The 20005-nt window shown below is 70.1% G+C and carries 19 protein-coding genes; 11 read left to right on the forward strand and 8 right to left on the reverse strand.

Annotated features, from left to right (window positions below):
• Positions 1 to 56 precede the first annotated feature (56 nt).
• The 3 genes from GA0070560_RS17645 to GA0070560_RS17655 form a co-directional block, all read right to left on the reverse strand.
• Complete coding sequence (locus tag GA0070560_RS17645) at positions 57 to 653, reverse strand: copper resistance CopC family protein (RefSeq protein WP_091298643.1); 597 nt, start codon at positions 651 to 653, stop codon at positions 57 to 59.
• The gene (locus GA0070560_RS17650) at positions 643 to 1233 is read right to left on the reverse strand and encodes a hypothetical protein (protein ID WP_091298646.1); all 591 of its coding nucleotides are present in this window, start codon (positions 1231 to 1233) and stop codon (positions 643 to 645) included. Before GA0070560_RS17650 ends, GA0070560_RS17645 begins: the two co-directional genes overlap by 11 nt.
• 198 nt (positions 1234 to 1431) lie before the next feature.
• Positions 1432 to 2775 carry a carotenoid oxygenase family protein gene (locus tag GA0070560_RS17655; protein WP_091298649.1) on the reverse strand — a complete coding sequence of 448 codons (1344 nt, stop codon included), beginning with the start codon at positions 2773 to 2775 and terminating at the stop codon, positions 1432 to 1434.
• A 95-nt stretch (positions 2776 to 2870) separates the two neighbouring features.
• Here GA0070560_RS17655 and GA0070560_RS17660 point away from each other — a divergent pair, with 95 nt between their 5' ends.
• The 5 genes from GA0070560_RS17660 to GA0070560_RS17680 all read left to right on the forward strand — a co-directional run bounded on the left by GA0070560_RS17660 (position 2871) and on the right by GA0070560_RS17680 (position 8221).
• The gene (locus tag GA0070560_RS17660; RefSeq protein ID WP_091298653.1) at positions 2871 to 3521 is read left to right on the forward strand and encodes a TetR-like C-terminal domain-containing protein; all 651 of its coding nucleotides are present in this window, start codon (positions 2871 to 2873) and stop codon (positions 3519 to 3521) included.
• A 234-nt stretch (positions 3522 to 3755) separates the two neighbouring features.
• Positions 3756 to 5297, forward strand: a complete 1542-nt coding sequence (locus GA0070560_RS17665; protein WP_091298847.1) for a GMC family oxidoreductase — start codon at positions 3756 to 3758, stop codon at positions 5295 to 5297.
• A 284-nt stretch (positions 5298 to 5581) separates the two neighbouring features.
• On the forward strand, positions 5582 to 6019 hold the full coding sequence (locus tag GA0070560_RS17670; RefSeq protein ID WP_091298656.1) for an SRPBCC domain-containing protein: 438 nt from the start codon (positions 5582 to 5584) through the stop codon (positions 6017 to 6019).
• On the forward strand, positions 6016 to 6369 hold the full coding sequence (locus tag GA0070560_RS17675; protein WP_091298659.1) for an ArsR/SmtB family transcription factor: 354 nt from the start codon (positions 6016 to 6018) through the stop codon (positions 6367 to 6369). Before GA0070560_RS17670 ends, GA0070560_RS17675 begins: the two co-directional genes overlap by 4 nt.
• Positions 6370 to 6805: 436 nt before the next feature.
• A complete protein-coding gene (locus GA0070560_RS17680; RefSeq protein WP_091298662.1) occupies positions 6806 to 8221 on the forward strand; it encodes an MFS transporter in 1416 nt (471 codons plus the stop codon).
• Positions 8222 to 8471: 250 nt separating this feature from the next.
• On the opposite strand, the gene GA0070560_RS17685 is transcribed toward GA0070560_RS17680, so the two are convergent.
• The 4 genes from GA0070560_RS17685 to GA0070560_RS17700 form a co-directional block, all read right to left on the reverse strand.
• The gene (locus GA0070560_RS17685) at positions 8472 to 9218 is read right to left on the reverse strand and encodes an SDR family oxidoreductase (protein WP_091298666.1); all 747 of its coding nucleotides are present in this window, start codon (positions 9216 to 9218) and stop codon (positions 8472 to 8474) included.
• 329 nt (positions 9219 to 9547) lie between these two features.
• Complete coding sequence (locus tag GA0070560_RS17690; RefSeq protein WP_091298670.1) at positions 9548 to 10246, reverse strand: DUF899 domain-containing protein; 699 nt, start codon at positions 10244 to 10246, stop codon at positions 9548 to 9550.
• A gap of 349 nt (positions 10247 to 10595) precedes the next feature.
• Entirely contained in the window at positions 10596 to 12146 is a 1551-nt protein-coding gene (locus GA0070560_RS17695; RefSeq protein ID WP_091298674.1) for an AMP-binding protein, read from the reverse strand.
• On the reverse strand, positions 12143 to 12958 hold the full coding sequence (locus GA0070560_RS17700; RefSeq protein ID WP_245675571.1) for a p-hydroxycinnamoyl CoA hydratase/lyase: 816 nt from the start codon (positions 12956 to 12958) through the stop codon (positions 12143 to 12145). The genes GA0070560_RS17695 and GA0070560_RS17700 overlap by 4 nt, the downstream gene beginning before the upstream one ends.
• 405 nt (positions 12959 to 13363) lie before the next feature.
• Between GA0070560_RS17700 and GA0070560_RS17705 the strand changes: the two genes are divergently transcribed.
• Together GA0070560_RS17705 and GA0070560_RS17710 are read left to right on the forward strand one after the other, a co-directional pair.
• Positions 13364 to 14281 (forward strand): alpha/beta fold hydrolase, encoded by a 918-nt coding sequence (locus tag GA0070560_RS17705; protein ID WP_091298682.1) that lies wholly within the window; start codon positions 13364 to 13366, stop codon positions 14279 to 14281.
• A gap of 246 nt (positions 14282 to 14527) precedes the next feature.
• Positions 14528 to 15712 (forward strand): acyl-CoA dehydrogenase family protein, encoded by a 1185-nt coding sequence (locus GA0070560_RS17710; protein WP_091298685.1) that lies wholly within the window; start codon positions 14528 to 14530, stop codon positions 15710 to 15712.
• Between the two features lie 162 nt (positions 15713 to 15874).
• Here GA0070560_RS17710 and GA0070560_RS17715 read toward each other — a convergent pair whose 3' ends face one another.
• Positions 15875 to 16636, reverse strand: coding sequence for an SDR family NAD(P)-dependent oxidoreductase (locus tag GA0070560_RS17715; RefSeq protein WP_091298688.1), 762 nt, complete (start codon positions 16634 to 16636; stop codon positions 15875 to 15877).
• Between the two features lie 408 nt (positions 16637 to 17044).
• On the opposite strand from GA0070560_RS17715, the gene GA0070560_RS17720 reads away from it, so the two are divergent.
• The 4 genes from GA0070560_RS17720 to GA0070560_RS17740 all read left to right on the forward strand — a co-directional run bounded on the left by GA0070560_RS17720 (position 17045) and on the right by GA0070560_RS17740 (position 19958).
• Positions 17045 to 17284 (forward strand): DUF6059 family protein, encoded by a 240-nt coding sequence (locus GA0070560_RS17720; RefSeq protein WP_091298691.1) that lies wholly within the window; start codon positions 17045 to 17047, stop codon positions 17282 to 17284.
• A 124-nt stretch (positions 17285 to 17408) separates the two neighbouring features.
• Positions 17409 to 18311 (forward strand): ribonuclease FAU-1 family protein, encoded by a 903-nt coding sequence (locus GA0070560_RS17730; protein WP_245675572.1) that lies wholly within the window; start codon positions 17409 to 17411, stop codon positions 18309 to 18311.
• A gap of 357 nt (positions 18312 to 18668) precedes the next feature.
• Positions 18669 to 18998 (forward strand): hypothetical protein, encoded by a 330-nt coding sequence (locus GA0070560_RS17735; RefSeq protein WP_091298697.1) that lies wholly within the window; start codon positions 18669 to 18671, stop codon positions 18996 to 18998.
• Positions 18999 to 19253: 255 nt separating this feature from the next.
• Complete coding sequence (locus GA0070560_RS17740; protein WP_091298700.1) at positions 19254 to 19958, forward strand: tryptophan 2,3-dioxygenase family protein; 705 nt, start codon at positions 19254 to 19256, stop codon at positions 19956 to 19958.
• Positions 19959 to 20005: the final 47 nt, after the last annotated feature.

Below are 20005 nucleotides of genomic sequence, written 5' to 3' on the forward strand. Positions count from 1 at the left end.
GAGTTCGTCGGCGCCGCTTCCGGTTGCCCGCGCTCCGGTCACGTGGTACCCGCCCATCAGTTCCGCGGGGCGGCGCGCAGGGACATCGGCCGCCCGTCACGCGGGCGCAGCCACAGCAGGGCCAGCGCCCCGGCCAGCACCGCGCCGTCGACGACCAGTAGCGTCGCGCTGAACCCGTCGATGCGGTGGGCGTGCGCGGTCACCGCGTCCGTGCCGGCCCGGCGGGCGGCGGCGTCCAGTGGGGCCGGCGCGACGCCGGTGCCCACGCTGAACCGGTGCGCCCCGGTGGCGGTCGTGCCGTCGGTGAAGGTGACGTGGTAGGCCACCGTGTAGTCGCCGGTCGCGCTGATGTCGACCGGCAGTCGTAGCCGCGTGGAGCCGGACCGGACCGGGTCACCGTCGGCGACCGTCCTGCTCCCGGCGTCGAGCACCGCGACGTGTGACTCCGCCTCCTCGACGGCGGCGCCGAAGTCCAACGTCACCTCGGCCGGCGCGGTGCCGAGCACCGCGCCGGCCGAGGGGTCGGCGGAGACCAGGGCTCCGTCCGCCCGGGCCGCACCGGGCGCGAGCGCGAGCAGCCCGGCGACCACCGCGACCACGCCGGCGACCACCGCCCGGCGACGGCCGCCGGACGGCGTCGACTCACGCCGCATGGGCGGCGAGGGACGGGTTGCCGGCGCGGTGCCCGGTGCAGCTGCACGACATCAGCTCCTGCTCGCGCCGGTTGGGGCGCAGGTGCAGGTACATCGCGACGACCATGGGGATGAAGACGACCGAGTTGTAGAACAGATGCAGCTCGACCCGCGGCAGCACCAGTTGCAGGATGCTGGCCGGCACCTTCTGCCCGAAGAACATGGTGCCGGACTGCACCTGCCACAGCAGCAGGAGGTGCTCGATGTGGTGCCAGAACTGCAGGGCCAGCGCCACCATCCACCAGGTGCGGGCCCGGCCGACGAAGCCGCCCCGCAGCGCGAAGAGGAAGACCAGCATCACGATCGCGTAGCCGTAGTGCAGCCACTCGGAGGAGACCAGCCAGGGAAAGAACTGGCCGAGCACGCCGCGCGCCTGCGGGCGCGGCTGGCCGAGCACCCAGATCTGGTACGCCTGGACGAGGTGCTCGGCCCAGTGGGCCAGCACGATGACGAGGAAGCCGTTCAGAGCCGCCCGGTGGTGGGCGCCGTTGAGCCGCGCGAGCAGCCCTCGGGACGGGGCGGCGGCGAGGGGTGGGGTCACCTTACACACCTTTCGTAACACTCGGACAGGCACACCTGACCGTGAGTGACATGGACAGCGACTTGCCGCGAAGCTAGTCGCCGGTGGTGCTCGACAGTTCCTCCAAATTGCTCAGTACCTGTCGGACATCCACCTCTCGCCCGAACCCGTCGCGAGTCGGGGGGCGAGAGGCGGCCCGCCTGCGCCGTCTCCCCGGCCTCAGGCGGTGATCCAGTTGGCGTGGAACCCGCCGGGCACGCGGCCCGGCAGGTGCACCACGGCGACCGGCGGCCCGGTGAAGTCGCCGGCGTCCAGCACGACCAGGCTGCTGCGATCGGTCCGTCCGTCGTAGACGTAGGTCAACAGCCAGCCGTCGTCCTCGGCCGACAGCGGCCCGCGCGGGACGAACACCGCCTCCCCCGTCTCCCGGTACGGTCCGAAGTCGTGCACCGCGACCTCCCGGCGCACCAGGTCGTGGCGCAACAGTGCCGAGCCGCCCAGCACTCCCGTTCCGGACTGCATGGCGACCGTGTACGCGTACCGGTGCGGCATCGTCCTGCGACGGTCGTCGACGCGGGGGAACTCCTGCGGTATGTCGTCGAGCTGCTCGGCGGCGACGGTGCCGCGGGTCAGGTCGAGCATCCACCGCCACAGGGTCGGGGCGGACTCCCCCGGGGCGCTCAGGTCGCGGTCGAAGACCCGGTCGTAGCGCACCACGTCGACCACGCACCGGCCCTCCTCCTCGTATGCGTTGACCGGGTGGAAGACGTAGCAGGGGTCGACGTCGAACCAGCGCACGTCGGTGCCGCGTCCCTCGCGGGGCAGCAGGCCCAGCCGGGCCGGCCGCCCGGGCGACCAGGCGTACGGGAAGCGGGAGCCGGCCCGGGCCAGCGCGGGACTGAAGGTCACCGGCAGGTCGAACAGCACCGAGTGCCGGTCGGTCAGCGCGAGCGAGTGCATCAGCGGCGGGCCGGAGACCTCGATCCGCTCGCAGCGGCGCACCCGCCCCTCGGGAGTCAGGACGAGGTGCTCGACGTACGGCAACTCGTGGTAGTAGGCGACCGCGAACAGCTCCCCGGTGTACGGGTCGCACTCGGCGTGGGCGGCGAACCCGTGCGGCAGCGTGCCGTCGAAGTCGATCCGGGCCACCGAGTCCAGCTGGGCGTCCAACTCGACGGGGAGCACCCCGGCCTCGCCGAGCGCCAGGATGCGGCCGGCGTGCCGGATGACGTTGGCGTTGGCGTTGTCGGACAACCCGTGCCGCGGACCGGGCAGGGGGAGCTCACCGAGGGCCCGGGTGGCCCGGTCGGTGCGGATCCAGCGGTTGCGGTACCAGAGCGCGCGGCCGTCGCGCAGCCGCACCCCGTGCGCCATCCCCTCCCCGACCAGGGCGTGACCGGGTTGGCCGCCCATGGGGTTGGGCCCGATGCGGACGAGACACCCGTCCAGCTCGGCGGGCAGCCGGCCGGTGACCACCAGGTCGACCTCGGTGACCTCGACCCCGACCGGGCGCCGGTTGTCGCGTCGGGTAAGGGTGTGCGGGGCGGCTGCGACGACGCTCATGCGGTCCTCCACCTGGCTGACACGATCTTTACGTATCTTCGTTACGTAACAGTGTTACTGAATCGAAGGTACGCGGAGCATGAGAGCATGTCAACGTGAGCCCGCGCCGAATCGACCCGAAGCTGGCGACAGCGCTGCTGGAAGCCGCGGCGAGCCTGCTCGCCGAGGAGGGCGCCGCCGGCCTCACCACCCGCCGGCTCGCCGCCGCGGTGGGCACCTCGACCACGGCGGTCTACACGCACTTCGGCGGGATGGACAACCTGGTCCGCGCGATGGTGCACGAGGGTTTCGCCCGCCTGCACCGACGGATGTCCACGGTGCGGGCGACCGCCGACGCGGTCGCCGACGTCATGGCCCTCGGGTACGCGTACCGCGCCAACGCGCTCGACCATCCGCAGCTCTACCAGGTCATGTTCGGCAGCGCGGCGCTCGGCGGGTTCGCCCTCGCCGACGGCGACCGGCAGCACGGCCGGTACACCCTCCAGCCCCTGGTCGACGCCGTGGCCCGGGCGACCGAACAGGGCCGGTTCCGGGCCGGCGACCCGCTGCTGGTGGCCCAGAACATGTGGATCGCACTGCACGGGCTGGTCAGCCTGGAGCTCGGTGGCTACCTGATCGACCCGTACGACGCCGACGTCTGCTTCGAGGCGCAGCTGCGCTCACTCGTGACCGGGGCCGGCGACGACCACGAGGCGGCGGCAGCCTCCTTCACCCGGGCCCGGCGGCGCCGGTCCCCGCGCGCCTGACCGCGCGAGCGCCCCAACCCCTGCGCGCACCCGGAACGTGATCGCCACAGGCGACACCCTGGTGGGCGCGCCCCGCGCCCGGCGGAGCCGCTGAGCAACGGCGGAGAAGCGACCGACAGGGCCCGGTGTGATGCTCATGTCGGGTCCCGAGCAGGTCCGTAATGGAAGCGCATCCACTCCTGTGAGTCACGCCGACAGGAAAACCCGCCCTCATTATATTGAAGGATGCCGATGATGCACGAGATCGATTACCTGGTGGTGGGGTCCGGCTCCGCCGGGGCCGCTCTGGCCGCTCGGCTGAGCGAGGACCCCGCCCGCAAGGTGCTGCTGCTGGAGGCAGGACCGGACTTCGCCACGGTCGCCGACACCCCACGCGACCTCACCGACGGCAGCGCCATGTCGATGGACATCCACGACTGGCACTTCAAGGCCGAGATCACCGACCGCCGCCGGATCATCTACCCCCGCGGCAAGGTCACCGGCGGATCCTCCGCCGTCGGCGCCACCATCGCGCTGCGCGGCACCCCGGAGAACTTCAACGAGTGGGCGGCCATGGGCAACCCGGCCTGGGCCTGGGACGAGGTGCTGCCGTTCTACAAGCGACTCGAGGACGACCAGGACTTCGACAACGAGTACCACGGCAAGGGCGGCCCCATCCCGATCCGGCGGTGGAAGTCCGACGAGCTGGCCCCGGTGCAGCAGGTCTTCCACGACGCGGCACTGAAGGCCGGCTTCGCCGACGTCGAGGACCACAACCACCCGCAGGCCAGCGGCGTCGGCCCGATCCCGTCGAACCGCCGCGACACGCGGACCCGGTGGTCCACCGCCATGGGCTACCTGCACCCCGCGCGCGATCGGGAGAACCTGGAGATCCGTTCCGGGGTCCACGTCAACCGGGTGCTGTTCACCGGCACGCGGGCGCGCGGCGTGGAGGTGGCCAAGGCGGGCGGCGGCAGCGAGGTGATCGAGGCCAGGAACGTCGTCCTGGCGGCCGGCGCGGTCGCCTCGCCCACCATCCTGATGCGCTCCGGCATCGGTCCGGCCGCCGACCTGCGGCGGCTCGGCATCGACGTGGTGCTGGACCGCCCCGGGGTGGGCGCCACCCTGATCGACCACCCGCGCACCGGCGCCTTCATGGTGCCCAAGGCGGGCACCTTCAACCCCGAGGACGCGTTCCTCCAGACGATCCTGCGCACCACCGCGCCGGGTTCCTCGGAGTTCAACGACCTCCAGTACTACATGATCAACCACTTCGACCTGGCACTCTTCCCCGAGTTGCAGATGCTGGCCGCCTCGAAGGTCATCTTCGGGGTGATGGTGGTGCACCAGCGGCCGGAGTCCCGGGGGCGGCTCACGCTCACCTCGGCCGACCCCACCGCGCCGCCGGACGTCGTGCTGAACTTCCTCGACACCGAGCGGGACGTGCAGACGCTCGTGGACGCGGTGCGCACCTGCTGGCAGCTGATGCAGACGGCGGGCATCCACGACCGGGGTGAACGGTTCGTCGTGCTCGGCGAGGAGATGGTCGAGGACGACGACCTGATGCGGCACTACGTCCGGCTCAGCCTCGACAGCGGCTACCACCCGGTCGGCACGACCCGGATGGGCGCGGCGGGCGACGAGGGTGCGGTGGTCGACGAGCGGCTGCGGGTGCACGGCACGGAGGGGCTCTACGTCGGCGACGCCTCCGTCATGCCGTCGATCGTCAACTGCAACACCAACCTCACCTCGATCATGATCGGCGAGAAGCTCGCGGACTGGCTCAGGCAGTCCTGACCGGTTGGGTCGGGCGCGGGCGTCTCGCGGTGGCAAGCTCGCGAGGCGCCCGTCGCACTGCCCCGCCCACGATCGGGTCGGCCCCCGGCCGGCACACCTGCGCGGCGGGTCGCCCGGGCAGGGGTACGACGGCCGCCCCGGCGCGGGTCAGCGCCCCGTCAGCGGCCTGACCAGGACGGGCGACCGGCGACACACCCAATCCGAGTGCAACTCACTGGTTGCGCGTGACGGGTCGATGTGCAACCATGAGGTTGCAACTACTGGTGGTAGTGAAGGAGTCTTCCATGAGTGACGAACGGATCGAACGCGAGACCCTGATCGCCGCGCCCGTGGAGCGGGTCTGGTCGCTGGTCTCCGCGCCCGGGTTCTGGGTGACCGACGAGGCGAGCCTGCCCGGCTCGGCCAAGGAGGGCGACTCGGTGCTGGCGAAGAACCCCCAGTTCGGTGAGTTCCCGGTGCGGGTGGAGAAGGTCGAGCCGCCGACGTACGTGGCATACCGCTGGGCCAGCGCGTTCCCCGGGCAGGAGCTCCGCGAGGACAACACCACCCTCGTGGAGTTCACCCTGATCCCGGAGGGCGACGGGACACGGCTCCGCGTCGTGGAGAGCGGGTTCGCGGCGCTGGCCGCACCGGAGGACCTGCGCCGCAAGGCCATGACCGACAACACCAGTGGCTGGCCCCAGGTGCTCGACGCGCTCAAGAAGCGCGTCGAAGCCGTGTGACGGACAAGAACCGCGGCACCGCCGAGACGGTGGACAGCGTCCTCGTCGCGCTGGCCGACCCGACGCGACGTCAGCTGCTCGACCTGCTTGCCGCGCAGGGCGAGGTCACCGCGACGACGCTCGCCGAGCGGGTTCCCGTCTCACGCCAGGCGGTGGTCAAGCACCTCGCCGTCCTGGACGCCGCCGGGCTGGTGGCCGGCAACCGGGTCGGGCGCGAGGTGAGATACGCGGTGCGGCCGGCGGCATTGAACGCCACAGCGCGGTGGATGGCCACCCTCGCGGCGGACTGGGATCGACGGTTGGCAACCATCAAACGCGTCGCCGAGGCGGCGGAGCGGGATTCGCGCTAGCACTCCCACCACCCTTCCATCCACCCTGTTCCAGGATGTCGTGACGCGTCCCGGGCCGACGGCCCGTCCGGGCGGCACGGTTCGCCGTAACCGCCCCGGACGCGTCGCGGCCGTCTTGACATCGAGTCTCGAAGCGAGACTGTGGGCCAGGCCGTCACCCCGGGCGGGTGAACGGCCCGGCACCCCCAGCCGCGCCGACGCATGTGTACGGACGTGCCCCGGGCTACTCGCCCGATCGGCACGACGAACGGTCGGCGGATCGCCGAGCACTCCGCGACACCCTGCGGTGCGGGCCGCGGCCCGTGCCGTCCGGGTGTCGTCGGAGTCCCGGTGGGATCCCCGATCACCTGCACAGAGGACCTCGCCGCACGGCCCGCCGGGCGGACGGCGTCCTGATCGTTGACATTACCGGGTTCTTCACGAAGGGAACCGTCTCATGACCCCCGACGCAACCTCACCTCCACGATTCGACGGCCGACAGCGGTTGATCCTGCTCGTCCTGCTCGGTGCCGGGTTCATGCTCTCCGTCGACTTCTCGATCCTGAACGTCGCGCTGCCGGAGGCCGGCGAGGGCGTCGGGCTGGGAGTGGCCGAGCTTGCCTGGATCACCTCCGCGTACGCACTGCCCGCAGCCGGCTTCACCCTGCTGTTCGGTCGGCTCGCGGACCTGTTCGGCCGCCGCAAGCTGTTCCTGGCCGGCATGGTCCTGCTGACCGGGGCGTCGTTGCTCGGCGGCTTCGCGTCCAACCCGGAGATGCTGCTGACCGCCCGGGTGCTGCAGGGCTTCGCCACCGCGATGACGATCCCCGCGGCGTTGTCGCTGCTCACCACCACCTTCACCGAAGGCGCGCTCCGGGACCGGGTCCTCGGCCTCAACGGCGCCCTCCTCTCCGGCGGCTTCACCATCGGCGCGCTGGTCGGCGGCACCCTGGTCAGCCTGATGAGCTGGCGGGCCGCGTTCTTCATCAACGTCCCGGTCGCCGCGGCCATCCTGCTGTTCACGCCGTTCCTGATCAAGGACAGCAGCGTCTCCCAGCGGGTGAAGCTGGACGTGCCGGGAGCGGTGACGGTCACCGGCGGTCTGCTGGCCCTGATCTACGGGATCATCGAGAAGAACCTCCCCGCGACCGTTGTCGGCGTTCTGCTGCTGGCCGCGTTCTGGGTGATCGAGCTGCGCGCCGCCGCGCCGCTCGCCCCGGTGCGCATCCTCAAACGCCCCAACGTGAAGTGGGGCAACTACGCGGGATTCGTGGTCTTCACCATGGAGACCGCGATGATCTTCCTGATGACGCTCTACCTGCAGAAGGTCCTGGACCTCTCTCCGCTGGCCACCGGCCTGATCTTCGGCGTCCCGGGCCTGGCCGCGGTGGCCGCCGGACCGATCGCCGGGCGGTTCATCGGGCGCTACGGGTACCGCACCGTCCTGACCGCCGGCATGGCCGTCCAGGGCCTGGCGACCCTCCCGCTGGTGTTCATCGGTGCCGACCGACTGGCGCTCGCGATCCTGATTCCCGCCCTGTTCATCGGGTTCTTCGGGCACGTCACCTCCATCGTGGCGTACACGGTGACCGGAACCTCGGGCCTGCCGAACGAGGAGCAGGGCCTGGCCACCGGCCTGACCTCGATGACCCAGCAGGTGGCCATCACGGTCGGCATCCCGATCCTGAGCGCGATCGCCGCGACGCAGAGCGGGGATCTGGACGGCATCCACCTCGCGCTCACCGTGAACGTGATCGTGACGTTCGTCAGCCTGCTCCTGATCTGGTTCGGGCTGCGCCCGCGCGACGGGCAGGCGACGGCCGTGCCGGTGCAGACCAAGGCCGACGAGAAGCTCGCCGCGTCCCTGGACTGAGCCGGTGGGGGCAGGTCCCGCTGCCCCCACCGGCTCGTCCGGGACCGGGCAGGCTGACCGGTCCCGGGTCAGCCGACGGTGCGCCTGTTCCTCGCTCCCGCGTCACGACCGTCCCGGTCGTACCCGGCGAGGACAGGCGCACCGTTCGTCGCATGTGGTCGGTGTCGGTGATGGTGCGGCCGGCGGGCGTACGACAACGGGGGCAGGACCATGGCGGTCCCGCCCCCGTCGCCCGTGCCCCGGGCCCGGATCAGGGCAACTTCTGCAGCCCGGCGCCGTTCATCACGTAGGCGGGGACGACCTTGGCGGCGTCCTCCCGCACCAGGTCCACCAGCGTGGCGCCGGCGATCTCCGGGGTCAGCAGCGGACCGGCCTTGGCGAGGAAGTCCTCGACGGACATACCGGCGCGCTCCGCGTACGCCCGGACCGCGGGCCGGCCGACACCGGTCAGCGGCGCGAACCGCGGCAGCACCGTGGTGAAGGTGATGCCGAGGCCAGCCTGGTTCGCCTCGTCCTGGGCGTACCCGGTGATGAAGCGCTGGGTGGCCTTGGCGCCGGCGTACCCGCCGCTCAGCGGTGACCCGCCGAGAGCGGCGCCACTGCTGATCACGACCACCCGGCTGCCCGGCCGCAGCGGCTTGAGCAGCGCCTCGCGCAGCCACTGGAAGGTGATCCGGACGTCCGTCTCCCAGTTGACGGAGAACGTCTCCCACGTCTGCTCCTGCAGCCGCCGCATGTGCGGGGTCGCGCCGGCGACCACAATGATGTTCTGCGGCTCGTAGCGATCGATCAGGCTGGCCGGCACCGTCGCGTCACCGGCGTCGACGACCTCCGACTCGATGGTGCCGGCGCCGTTGGCCGGCTCGTCGAAGGGTGCCGCGGTGCGGGACACCGCGACCACCGGGGCGCCGGCCTCGGCGAAGGCCGTGGCGATCCCGCGGCCCAGGCCGCGGCTCGCGCCGACGACGATCGTGGTCCTACCGGACAGGTCGCTCATGGTGTCCTCCAAGTCATGGACGTCTCGGGAGAGGTCGACAGGGATCATTATTCCGGGCGGACCGGCCCGGCACGGGTACCGGCGATCGTCAGACCGCCGGTCTTCTCTGGGCTCTCAACGCGGTGGACGCCGTCGGGGTACGGGTCACGACAAGTGCTCCGGCTCCGGTCTGGCAAGGGGTCCAGAACGGAGCCGGAGCGGTCGGCCGTCCCTGCCGCCGGCACCGGCGCGGCGAGCCGGCGGCGGGCGCGTGTGGACGCCACGTCGGTGGGCGAACCCACCGGCCGGATCGGCTGGACCAGCGGCGGCGGCAGGGGCGGCGGCGCGGGCTACTTCTTGTACCGGGTGCCGTTCCACCAGTTCGCGCCGGGCACGGCGGCGTCCTCGACGTCGTACCGGTCCTTGTGGCGCCACCAGTCCCACGGGTGCTCGAGTTCGTCCTCGCGCCGGCCGAGGTGGGTGATGTCCAGGTAGTTGTAGAAGTTCTTGAAGATGTCGCCACCGCGATCGAAGATCGAGTAGGTGAAGTACACGTCGTCACCCTCGCGGTAGAAGGCGCTGACGCCGGGCGACTCACCCTGCTCGGTGGAGACCTCGAAGTCGTAGTTGAAGTCGCTGCCGAACGACGAGTACCAGGGCAGGTTCCAGCCCATGCGGGCCTTGAACGGCTGGAAGTCGGCCAGCGGCGCACGGGAGACCATGACGAAGGTGGTGTCCCGTGCCCACATGTGCGCGAGCTCACCGACGCTGTCCGCCTGCATGGAGCAGCCGATGCAGCCTTCCGTCTGGCCGGGAGCGAACATGAAGTGGCGGACGACGAGCTGGCGGCGCCCCTCGAACAGGTCGAGCAACGTCAGGGGGCCGTTCGGCCCCTCGAAGAGATATTCCTTCTCCACCTTGACCATCGGCAGGTTACGGCGCTCCTCGGCGATCATGTCACGCGCCTTGGTGACCTCCTTCTCCTTTTCCAGGAGAGCCGTCCGAGCCACCAGCCATTCCTCTCTGGTGACAACCTTGGGAGGATTCATCAGATCTCCTTAAAACCGTCGGCGGAACAGCTCCGCCGATAACCGCCGTCAGAAATGATGAATGGTCCCCGACCCCGACCCGGGAGCCATCCTCCACAAGAGTGCCAGCGACCGCCCTGCCGATCCTTCTCCCATATTGGCGTCCTGGCCCCGGCCATTTGCAGGCGCTCCGCAATTCGACCGCGATTCTCCGGTCACTCGACCGGCGACGTTCCGTCCGGCAGCGACGTCCGCGGACGACAAAACTGCGCCCCGTTCCGGCTGGGGACCGGCACGAGGCGCAGTTTCGCAGCGGACCGGCGGTTCGCACGCCGGCCGCCGGGTCGTGGACGCGGTGACTGACCCACGGTCACCCGATGGCGTGCTCCCGTTCCTTCAGCGTGCGGCGCTCGATCTTCCCGACCGGGGTACGGGGAATCTGGTCGATGAACTCGATCCGCCGGATCTTCTTGTACGGCGCGACGCGCTCGGCCACGAAGGCCATGAGCTCCTCGGGCGTGGCCGGCTCCCGCGCCACCACGAACCCCTTCGGGACCTCGCTGGCCTCTTCGTCCGGCACACCGATCACCGCCGCGTCCGCGACCTTGGGGTGGGTCATCAGGACCGCCTCCAGCTCGACCGGAGACACCTGCTGTCCCTTGTACTTGATGAGTTCCTTGATGCGGTCGACGATGAAGAGCTCGCCGTCGTCGTCGACGTAGCCGAGGTCGCCGGTGTGCAGGAAGCCGTCCGGCTCGAGCACCTTCCGCGTCGCCTCCTCCGCGTTGAGGTACCCCTTCATCACGTGGGGACCGCGGATCAGGATCTCGCCGCGCTGGTTGCGGCCCAGTTCCTCGCCCGTGGTGACGTCGACGATCTTGCACTCGACGTTGGGCGAGTTCCGGCCGACCGACGCGGGCGCCTCCGGTTCCGCCGACTGCATGAAGGAGACCATCGCCTCGGTGAGACCGTAGCCCTGGCTGATGTGGCACCCGAGACGCCGCCGGACGAGACGGGCGATCTCGGGGTCGAGCATCGCGCCACCGGAGACGATCGACCGCAGCGACGAGAGGTCGTACCGGTCCACCAGCGGGCTCTTCGCGAGCAGGACGGCGATCGTCGGGACGATGTACAGCCGCGTGATGCGGTGTTCCTGGATCGCCGCGAGGAACGCCTCGGGCTCGAAGCGCTGCATGGTCACCAGGGTGGTGCCCTGCAGCAGGCTGGCGTTCATCATCATGGTCAGCCCGAAGGCGTGGTGGAAGGGCGGCATGGCCAGCACCTTCTCGTCCTCGCCGGTGGGCGCGACCAGGCTGGTCAGGAGCGCCTTGGCGACCAGGTTGCGATGCGTGAGCATCACGCCCTTGGGATGGCCCGTGCTGCCGCTGGAGTGCAGCAGCGCCACCACGTCCCGCGCCGGGTCGACCGACGGGTCGGGGACCTCGTCGTCGACGAGCAGCGCGGAGAACGGTGTCGCGCCGTCCGCCTCGCCGAACACGACGATCTCCTCGACCTTCGTCCTGCCGGTCAGCGCGGTGGCCTTGGCCACCTCGGAGGGCACGGTCACGAGCAGGCGCGCACCGGCCTCGTCGAGGTGGGTGGCCAGGTCGTCCGCCGTGTCGAGCGGGTTGAGCACCACCACCGTGCCGCCCGCCAGGGCGGCGGCGTGGAAGGCGATCGGGTACTCGGGCACGTTCGGCGCGAGCACGGCCAGCACGTCGCCCCGGCCGAAGCCGCGGGCGCGCAGCCCGGCGGCGGCGCGGCGTACCGCCGAGGCGAGCTCGGCGAACGTGTACCCGTTGCCCCCGGTGACGTCGACGATCGCCGGCCGGTCGCCGTACCGCTCCGCCCGCCCCAGCACGAACGACGTCACCGAGGTCTCGGGTATGTCGACGGGCGGGCGAGGGCCGGTGAAGATCATGATTCCTTCTCCGCCCGCTTGTACGTGCTGAGGCCCGGCTGGTAGCTGCGCTTCTCGAACTGCTTCAGGGCCACGTTGATCCACTCGTTGCCGCTGAGCCGGGAGAGCTCCCAGAGCTTCGCCTGGTCGTAGTCGATCGCGGTCGGCAGGTCCATGGTCGTGGTCCGCTCGTAGACCTGCTTCGCCAGCTCCAGAGTGACCGGGTTCTTGTTGATGATCTTGCCGACGATGCGGTCGGTCTCCGCGTCGAGCTGCTCCAGCGGCACCGCCTTGTTGACCAGCCCGTACTCCTCCGCCTGCTTGCCGGTGAGGGTGTCGCCGGTGAGGATGTAGTAGAGGGCCTGCTTGCGGGGCAGGTTGTGGGTCGCCGCCCAGCTGGCGCCGCCGGCCGGGAAGATCCCGAAGTTGATCTCCGAGAGACCGAAGAGCGCGGTCTCGGACGCGACCGCGAGATCGCAGAGACCGGTCACCTCGAAGCCACCCCCGAAGGCGAAGCCGTTCACCTTGGCGATGGTCACCGCCGGGAACGCCTTCAGACGCTGGAACCACTTCAGCGCCACCAGGTTGGTCCGGTAGAACAGCTGCGGGTCGTCGAACGGGCGGAGGAAGCACTCCTCCAGGTCCATGCCCGCGCTGAAGCTGTTGCCGTTACCGGTCAACACGACCGCCTTGACGCCACCGGCCTCCTCGATCGCGTCCAGGGCGACGTGCATGTCGCGGTGCATCTGCGGATTCATCGCGTTCTTCTTGTCGGGCCGATTGAAGTAGATCGTCGCCGTCGGCCCGTCGATCTCGAGCTTCACAGTGTCCATGGTGGTCATGTTCCGGCCTTCTCTCCCCTAGACGACATTTGCACTGACACAGCTTTCGACGCTTGCCCGAAGAGTTGTCGGGGCCTTTTGCAGATAGGCCTGCTCCGGCGAAGCGAACCGCGGGTCGAGCATCACAGGATCAATATCGGCGTGACTTCTCTCAACGTGCTCCGCGACGGCTGCTACTTCGAAATTGCCTTCCGCTCCTGCGCGAGGAACGGCGGAACCGGAACGAGAGCACTTTGAGAGAGGTACGGGAGTGTCCGGTGATCGAGGATGGCCGATAGTCGCGACGCAGCGGGGGCGGTTCATCCGCGACGGTCCCGAGACGAATTCTCGGGGTGCCGATACAGAACACCGACCACCCGGGGTGTTCTGGACAGGAAGAGGAGTGGGAAATTGACGATGAACAAGCGTGAGGCGACCACGGCCGTACCGACCGACGCCCAGCTGGCGGAATCGTTGGACGGAGACTTCCGCAGCGACCACGTCACCGTGGACGGTCTCCGCCTCCACTACGTCGCCGGCGGGAGCGGCAGCCCGCTGATCCTGCTGCCGGGTTGGCCGCAGACCTGGTGGGAGTTCCACAAGGTGATGCCCGCACTCGCGGCGGCCGGCCGCCGGGTCATCGTCGTGGACCTCCCCGGCATGGGCGGCTCCGACAAGCCCGCCACCGGTTACGACAAGAAGACGATGGCCTCGGTCATCCACGGATTCGTCCGCGCGCTCGGCTACGAGCAGGTGGACATCGCCGGACACGACATCGGCGCGCAGGTCGCCTTCAGCTTCGCGGTCAACCACCCGGAGGCCACCCGGAAGGTCGCGCTGCTGGACGTCGTCCACCCGGACGCTTCCCTGTACCAGATCCCGATGCTCCTGCCCCCGGGCGCGCCCTTCTTCCCGTGGTGGTTCGCCTTCAACCAGGTCGTCGGCCTGCCCGAGGACCTGCTGGCCGGCCGCGCCCGGTACCTCGTCGACTGGATCTTCGACAACTTCCTGATGGACAAGAGCGCGGTGGGCCCGCTGGACCGGGCCGTCTACGCCCACCACTACGACAACCGGGACGCGATCCGGGGCGGCAGCGGCTGGTACCAGACGTTCGGCCAGGACATCGTCGACCTCGGGACCTACGGCAAGGTGACCGCGCCGATTCTCGGCATGGTCTCCAACCTCGGCGACGGCATGTTCGCCGCGCAGATGCAGGCCACGCTGCCGAACCAGGGCACCGACGTCCGGGTGGTCGTGGTGCCGGACGCGGGCCACTACTTCGTCGAGGAGGCGCCCCAGGCGGTGATCGACGAGTTCAACAGGTTCTTCGTCTGACCCCTTCGTCCCGCGCCGGCCCCGCCACCGGGTCCCGGCCCCTGACCCGCGCCACCGACGGCGCCCGACCTGCCCCGGCACCTGCCGCCGACCCGACCGCGCCTCGGTCGCGAGCGGTGGGGGCCAGCCCGATCCGCTCGCGCGACACCAGCGGATCAAGCAATACGGGAGAAGTGCCGACGGGGCGTTTCAGGAACTCTGTTCCAAAGATCCTAGTTACTCCGGAAATTCCAGTGAGGAGCGGACATGTCAACTGTCGTCATCCCGAACCGGGAAGAGCTGGTGCGGCGGGTACGCGAGATCTCGCCCGTGCTGCGGGCCAACGCCACGTGGTCGACGGAGAACCGCCGGCTGCACGAGGAGACGGTCAAGGCCCTGACCGACACGGGCGTGTTCCGGATGAGGATCCCGAAGCGCTACGGCGGCTACGAGAGCGACGCGCAGACCATGGTCGCCGTGGCCGACGAGATCGCCCAGGCCGACGGCTCGGCCGCGTGGGTGGTGTCCTGTTCCTGGATCGCCACCTGGGGCCTGGGCCTGTTCCCGGACGCGGTCCAGGAGGAGGTCTTCGCGGACCCGGACGTGCAGGTCTGCACCACCATCGGCCCGGGCACCGCGACGGCCGTCCCGGTCGACGGCGGCATCCTGGTCAACGGCTCGTGGCCGTGCATCAGCGGCGCGCTGAGCAGCCGGTGGCAGCAGATCGGGGCGATCCTGCTCGACCCGGCCGGGGACCCGTACCCGGTGATGGGTCCGGTCCTCCTGTCGGACCTGGAGATCTCCGACGACTGGCACACCAGCGGCCTGCGCGGCACCGGCAGCGTCGCCACCACCGCCAAGGACCTCTTCATCCCGCAGGAGCGCGTCCTTGCGGCGCCCATGGTGGTCAACGGCCAGTCGGTCTCGAAGCTGAACGCCGACGTGCCGATGTACCGGGCTCCGTTCATCTCCGTGGGCGCGGCGTCCACCGTCGGTGTCGCCATCGGTATGGCCAAGGCGATTCGGGACGTCTTCTTCGAGCGGCTGCCCGGCCGCAAGCTCACCTACACCGAGTACCCGAGTCAGGCCGAGGCCCCGGTGACCCATCTGCGGGTCGCCGAGGCGGTCATGAAGATCGACGAGGCGGAGTTCCACGCGCAGCGTCTGGCCGCCACCGTGGACGCCAAGTGCGCCTCCGGCGAGGCCTGGGAGATGACGGAGCGCGGTCGCAGCCGGGCGGACGAGGGTGCGGCCGTGCGGCTGACCCGGGAGGCGGCGGAGATCTTCGCCGGGTCCAGCGGCGGTTCCTCGGCGTACACCAAGGTGCCGATCCAGCGGATCGTCAACGACCTGCAGACCTTCAGCCTGCACGCGATGATGAACCCGGACGTGAACGCCGAGACCTACGGCCGGATCCTCTGCGGCCTGGACCCGAACACCTACTACGTCTGAGTGGTCCCGCCACGCCGGACGTGAGGACCTCCCGGGTGGGTGTGGCACCAGCCCACACCCACCTCGGGAGGTTGTCGCGTTCCCGTGCCGGGCCCGGGCCGGCGGGATACGCCAGGACCGGCCACCTCGCCCGTGGTCAGACCACCGGCCCGGCACGGCGCATCAGTTGACGCTCATGCCGCAGGTCAGGTTCACCACTGATCCCGACATGGCGGAGGCGCCGTCCGAGGCGATGAACGCCGCGGTGCGCGCCACGTCGTTCAGGGTGGGAAGGCGCTTGAGCAGCGTCATGCCCTCGAGGAACTCCCGGAACTCCGGCTCCGGCATGGGATAGTCCGGCGCGCTGAGCGTCTCGCCGATGCGGTGGGGTCGCAGGCAGGCGACCCGGATCCCGGCCGGTCCGAGTTCGGCCGCGAGCGTCCGGCTGAGCGCCTCGACGCTCGCGCAGGCGACCCCGAATCCACCGGTCCCCGCGATGGCCAGGGTGGCCGGCGATGCGGAGAGGGTGAGGATGGTGCCCGAACCCCGCTGGGCCATGTGACGCGCGGCGACCCGGGAGGTCAGGAACTGCGACGACGTCCAGGTCGCGATCGGGAACATGAAGTCGGCGAGGGAGAGTTCGACCAGCGGCACACCCTGCACCGCGTCGATACCGATCGCGTTCAACACCACGTCCGGCGCGCCGGCCCGGGCGGCCACGTCGGCGAGGTAGCCCTCCACGTCGGACTCGTTGGAGGCGTCGACCTGCGCGACCTGGGCGGTGCCGCCCTTGGCGGCGATGTCGCGCTGGACGTCCTCCACGGACGCCGACGTACGACCGCTGAGGAACACCGCCGCGCCCTCCTCGGCGAAATGGCGGGCGACCGCACCACCCACCGCGCCACCAGCGCCGAAGACCACCGCGACCTTGCCATCGAGGAGCATAGAAGCACCTTCCGTTGATCATCATCGCGACGACGGAGGCGCGTGGAGGCCCACCACCAGCCTCCGACGCCACGCGTCCGACCCCACCCGCCGTCTCGGACATCGCCACACTAATCAGCACAATACGGATATCTGGTCAGGCAGGTCGGCGTGTTCGAGAGATCCTGATCAGCCGTACCGCAGGTCGGCGGGGAGCGACGCGCCGGCCGGCCCCGACGGCAACGGCGACCAGCGCCGGACCCGCGGCCACGCCGAGCAGCTCCGAGACGAACCGGCACCCCTGGGCCTGCAGACCGGTGGCAGGCCCCGTCCGTCGTCACCTCCCGACTCCGGCGCGAGCAGGCCTCGATCGGTCGTTGACGGCGCTGGTGGATGCTGCCCGCATCGACAGTCGCCGAAGGAGGACCCGTGTCCGGAACCGGAGGACCGACCTGGTACGGCCGGGTCGCGCGGACCACCCTGCGGGGCATCCACGCCGGGCTCGTCACCCTGGGCAACATGATGGTTCTCGTCCACGCGGACAGCACCGACCGGGGGTCGTCGGCCGCCTCCGGCCCGCCGGCCGGTCACCCGGAGCGGCTGGTGTCCCATCTCCCGCCCTCGGACGTGGAGTCCGGCCTGTGGCGGCAGGTGCGCGGGTCACGGTGACGGTCGATCGATCCCGCTCGGCAGGGCGGGTTGGCCGGGCGGACGTCTGACCTCACCCGCCGTCTGGCGCAGCCATCTCCGCCATCTCGTGATCAGGAAGTCGTAGGATGACACGCACCCCCTCATGCCCAACCAGCCCGCTCGGGTCGGCGTGCAGTCGACGGTCGGGGCCGAGCAGGTACTCGGGCTGCTCGGCCGGTCCGGCGGTGAACGTCTCCGCGACGACGGGCCGGTCATCGATGAAAACCATCGTCTCGACGGCACCGGCGTATTCAGGGTCGGCTACCGCGACCCGGATCTAGATTCGGCTGGTGGCAGTGTCCATGGTGTTCCCTGTCGGTCGTGGCAGCCGGTTCGTGTTCGGCGGCAACTGATCAAGGCGGGCTACGCTGCTGCGATGCTGTTTGAGCCGGGCAAAATCATCAGTCGTCGTTATCTTCGCGGACGGTGGTGTACGTGGGTGCAGCCGATGCGCGTCATCGCCGACAACGAAGACGGGCTGCTGCTCTGGCATCCAGCCGGCAGTGACTTCGCCCGCCTTGTCGACGCGGACGGCAAGACCCAGCACGAGGTCACCGTCGATCGGATGCGTGACCCGAAGCTGGTGCTCCTGACCTGGCAGAAGTACGACATTCTGGTCCTCATGCCGCCGCGGGCCGCCTACTCGGTGTGGTGGTTCTTCCGCGATGGCACATTCACCGGCTGGTACGTCAACCTCGAAACGCCCTACCGCCGGCAGCCCGACGGTGTCGACACCAACGACCTGATCCTCGACATCGTCGTGACCCCGGACCGGCAGTGGGAGTGGAAGGACGTCGACGAGTTCGACGGGCACATCGGAAACCCCCTCTACTTCGACAGAGCTACGGCCGACGCCGTCCGCGCCGAGGGGGAACGGCTCATCAAGCTGATCGCCGCAGGCGACTTTCCCTTCGACGGCACGTACACCGACTTCCGCCCTGACCAGCGCTGGCCGACGCTGCGGCTCCCGGCGCCCCTCGACCCGCAGCCGGGCCTGGCCGAATAGGTCCCCTGCACCGGAGTCCCCTCGCCGGTCCGGCGAGCGGCAGCAGGTGCGTCCCGGCGGGCGCGACGGCCGGCTGCCGGCGCGTTCACCGGCAACGTCGGTTCCGGATACGGAGTGTGCGCGATGCTCATGCGTAAGATCCGACGCTCCGACTGACCCCGACCGCTCGGAGGGTTGTGTCATGGACACTGCCAGATCCCGCTCGACCCTCCACAGCCTGATCGGGCTTCGGCTGCCTGCCTCGCCGTCGCGACCGTCATCAACGTCGCTCCAAGCCCGGCCACGCCTGAGGGGAACTGGCGGCCACCAGCCGGCTACGTCCTCGCCGACGCGGTCTCGCTCGACGACGAGCACACGTTGCGGCTCTGGACCGGACCGTCCGGCTGGTATGTCGAGAGCCTGCTGTCCGGTCGGCACCAGGCTGCCGTCGGTGCAGCGGATGGCGGAGACGGGTACAGCGTGAGCGAGGTCCTCGATGGTCTGGTGGGCCAGCTACCCACCGCTGGCGTGGCGGCCGTCGCGGTCGGGTCGCCGACCCGGGTACGCGCGGAGGTTCACTCTGGAGTGTTCTTCGTTCCCGCCTCGGTGATCGGAGACGCCGATCGGGCGGTCCCGGTGATTCCGCTCGGCGTGAACGGCATTGCCCTCGCCCCGGAGACCCTCGTAGAGGTCGCCGGACGCAGCTGAACGCCCGTGCCTCAGGGGCACCGCCGCGCCGCCCGCCTCGAGAGGCGCCCCTACCCGGTGCGCCCGCCGGATCGATTGACAGGCATTAATCAGCATGATGGACGTTTGTCCTCTATTGGACGATGTGCAGCCCCTTTCTCAATTCCACGGGCACGGATTGGGTTCGAGGGGTAGCGCATCGCTGTTCTTCGTTGGATGATTGCCGCCGACGTACGGCTGATCCCGGCGTGCTGACGCCGACTGAAGGGCTATTACGTGAAGCGTGAACACCCACCTGTGTTGCCTGGCACCGGTGCTACGGACTACGCGCGCTATATGCGCACGGACGTGCTGCTCGACCTGCAACGGTCCCAGGACGAAGTGATTCACCGCGACGAACTACTCTTTCAGGTGGTGCACCAGTCCACCGAGCTGTGGCTGAAACTGGCGGCGGCCGAGCTGACCGAGGCGACCGCCCGGGTGAACGCCGGGGACCTGGCGGTGGCCGAGTCGCTGCTGGCCCGGGCGACGCTCGCGATGCGGATGGTCACCGACCACCTGGAGATGTTCCGGCATCTGTCCCCGGTGGACTTTCAGGCGATGCAGCCCGCGCTGGGTAACGGTTCCGGTGCCGAGTCGCCCGGCTGGCGGCAGATCCAAGCGGCCAGTCGTCAACTCGGGCGTGCGTTCGCCGACCACGTCGCCGGCCGCGGGATCCCGATGGCGAAGCTGTGCCCGGCGGATCCGGCGGACCCGGTGCACCGGCTGGCCGAGGCGATGGTGGAGTGGGACGAGCGGGTGTCGCTGTGGCGGGCCCGGCACTACCAGGTGGCCCTGCGGGTCGGGGGCCACGCTCCGGCCGGCGTAGCGGGCAGCCCGGCGACCATGCTCGCCAAACTCGTCGGACACCGGTTCTTCCCGGACCTGTGGCAGGCCCGGCTGCACCCCACTGGTGACGAGACCGGCACCGCCCAGCCCTGATACGCACTCGCCGGAAGTGACCGGCAGCCTCGACTGTAGGCGTCCGG

Origin of the sequence: Micromonospora halophytica (assembly GCF_900090245.1) — a bacterium.
Taxonomy (GTDB): domain Bacteria; phylum Actinomycetota; class Actinomycetes; order Mycobacteriales; family Micromonosporaceae; genus Micromonospora; species Micromonospora halophytica.

What these genes read in the sequence shown, in the direction of transcription:
- GA0070560_RS17700 (WP_245675571.1), bottom strand. Translation starts at nt 12,958, where the DNA reads ATGGACACTGTGAAGCTCGAGATCGACGGGCCGACGGCGACGATCTAC.
- GA0070560_RS17665 (WP_091298847.1), top strand. Translation starts at nt 3,756, where the DNA reads ATGCACGAGATCGATTACCTGGTGGTGGGGTCCGGCTCCGCCGGGGCC.
- GA0070560_RS17695 (WP_091298674.1), bottom strand. Translation starts at nt 12,146, where the DNA reads ATGATCTTCACCGGCCCTCGCCCGCCCGTCGACATACCCGAGACCTCG.
- GA0070560_RS17730 (WP_245675572.1), top strand. Translation starts at nt 17,409, where the DNA reads ATGCCCAACCAGCCCGCTCGGGTCGGCGTGCAGTCGACGGTCGGGGCC.
- GA0070560_RS17715 (WP_091298688.1), bottom strand. Translation starts at nt 16,636, where the DNA reads ATGCTCCTCGATGGCAAGGTCGCGGTGGTCTTCGGCGCTGGTGGCGCG.
- GA0070560_RS17680 (WP_091298662.1), top strand. Translation starts at nt 6,806, where the DNA reads ATGACCCCCGACGCAACCTCACCTCCACGATTCGACGGCCGACAGCGG.
- GA0070560_RS17690 (WP_091298670.1), bottom strand. Translation starts at nt 10,246, where the DNA reads ATGAATCCTCCCAAGGTTGTCACCAGAGAGGAATGGCTGGTGGCTCGG.
- GA0070560_RS17685 (WP_091298666.1), bottom strand. Translation starts at nt 9,218, where the DNA reads ATGAGCGACCTGTCCGGTAGGACCACGATCGTCGTCGGCGCGAGCCGC.
- GA0070560_RS17645 (WP_091298643.1), bottom strand. Translation starts at nt 653, where the DNA reads ATGCGGCGTGAGTCGACGCCGTCCGGCGGCCGTCGCCGGGCGGTGGTC.
- GA0070560_RS17670 (WP_091298656.1), top strand. Translation starts at nt 5,582, where the DNA reads ATGAGTGACGAACGGATCGAACGCGAGACCCTGATCGCCGCGCCCGTG.
- GA0070560_RS17655 (WP_091298649.1), bottom strand. Translation starts at nt 2,775, where the DNA reads ATGAGCGTCGTCGCAGCCGCCCCGCACACCCTTACCCGACGCGACAAC.
- GA0070560_RS17705 (WP_091298682.1), top strand. Translation starts at nt 13,364, where the DNA reads ATGAACAAGCGTGAGGCGACCACGGCCGTACCGACCGACGCCCAGCTG.
- GA0070560_RS17710 (WP_091298685.1), top strand. Translation starts at nt 14,528, where the DNA reads ATGTCAACTGTCGTCATCCCGAACCGGGAAGAGCTGGTGCGGCGGGTA.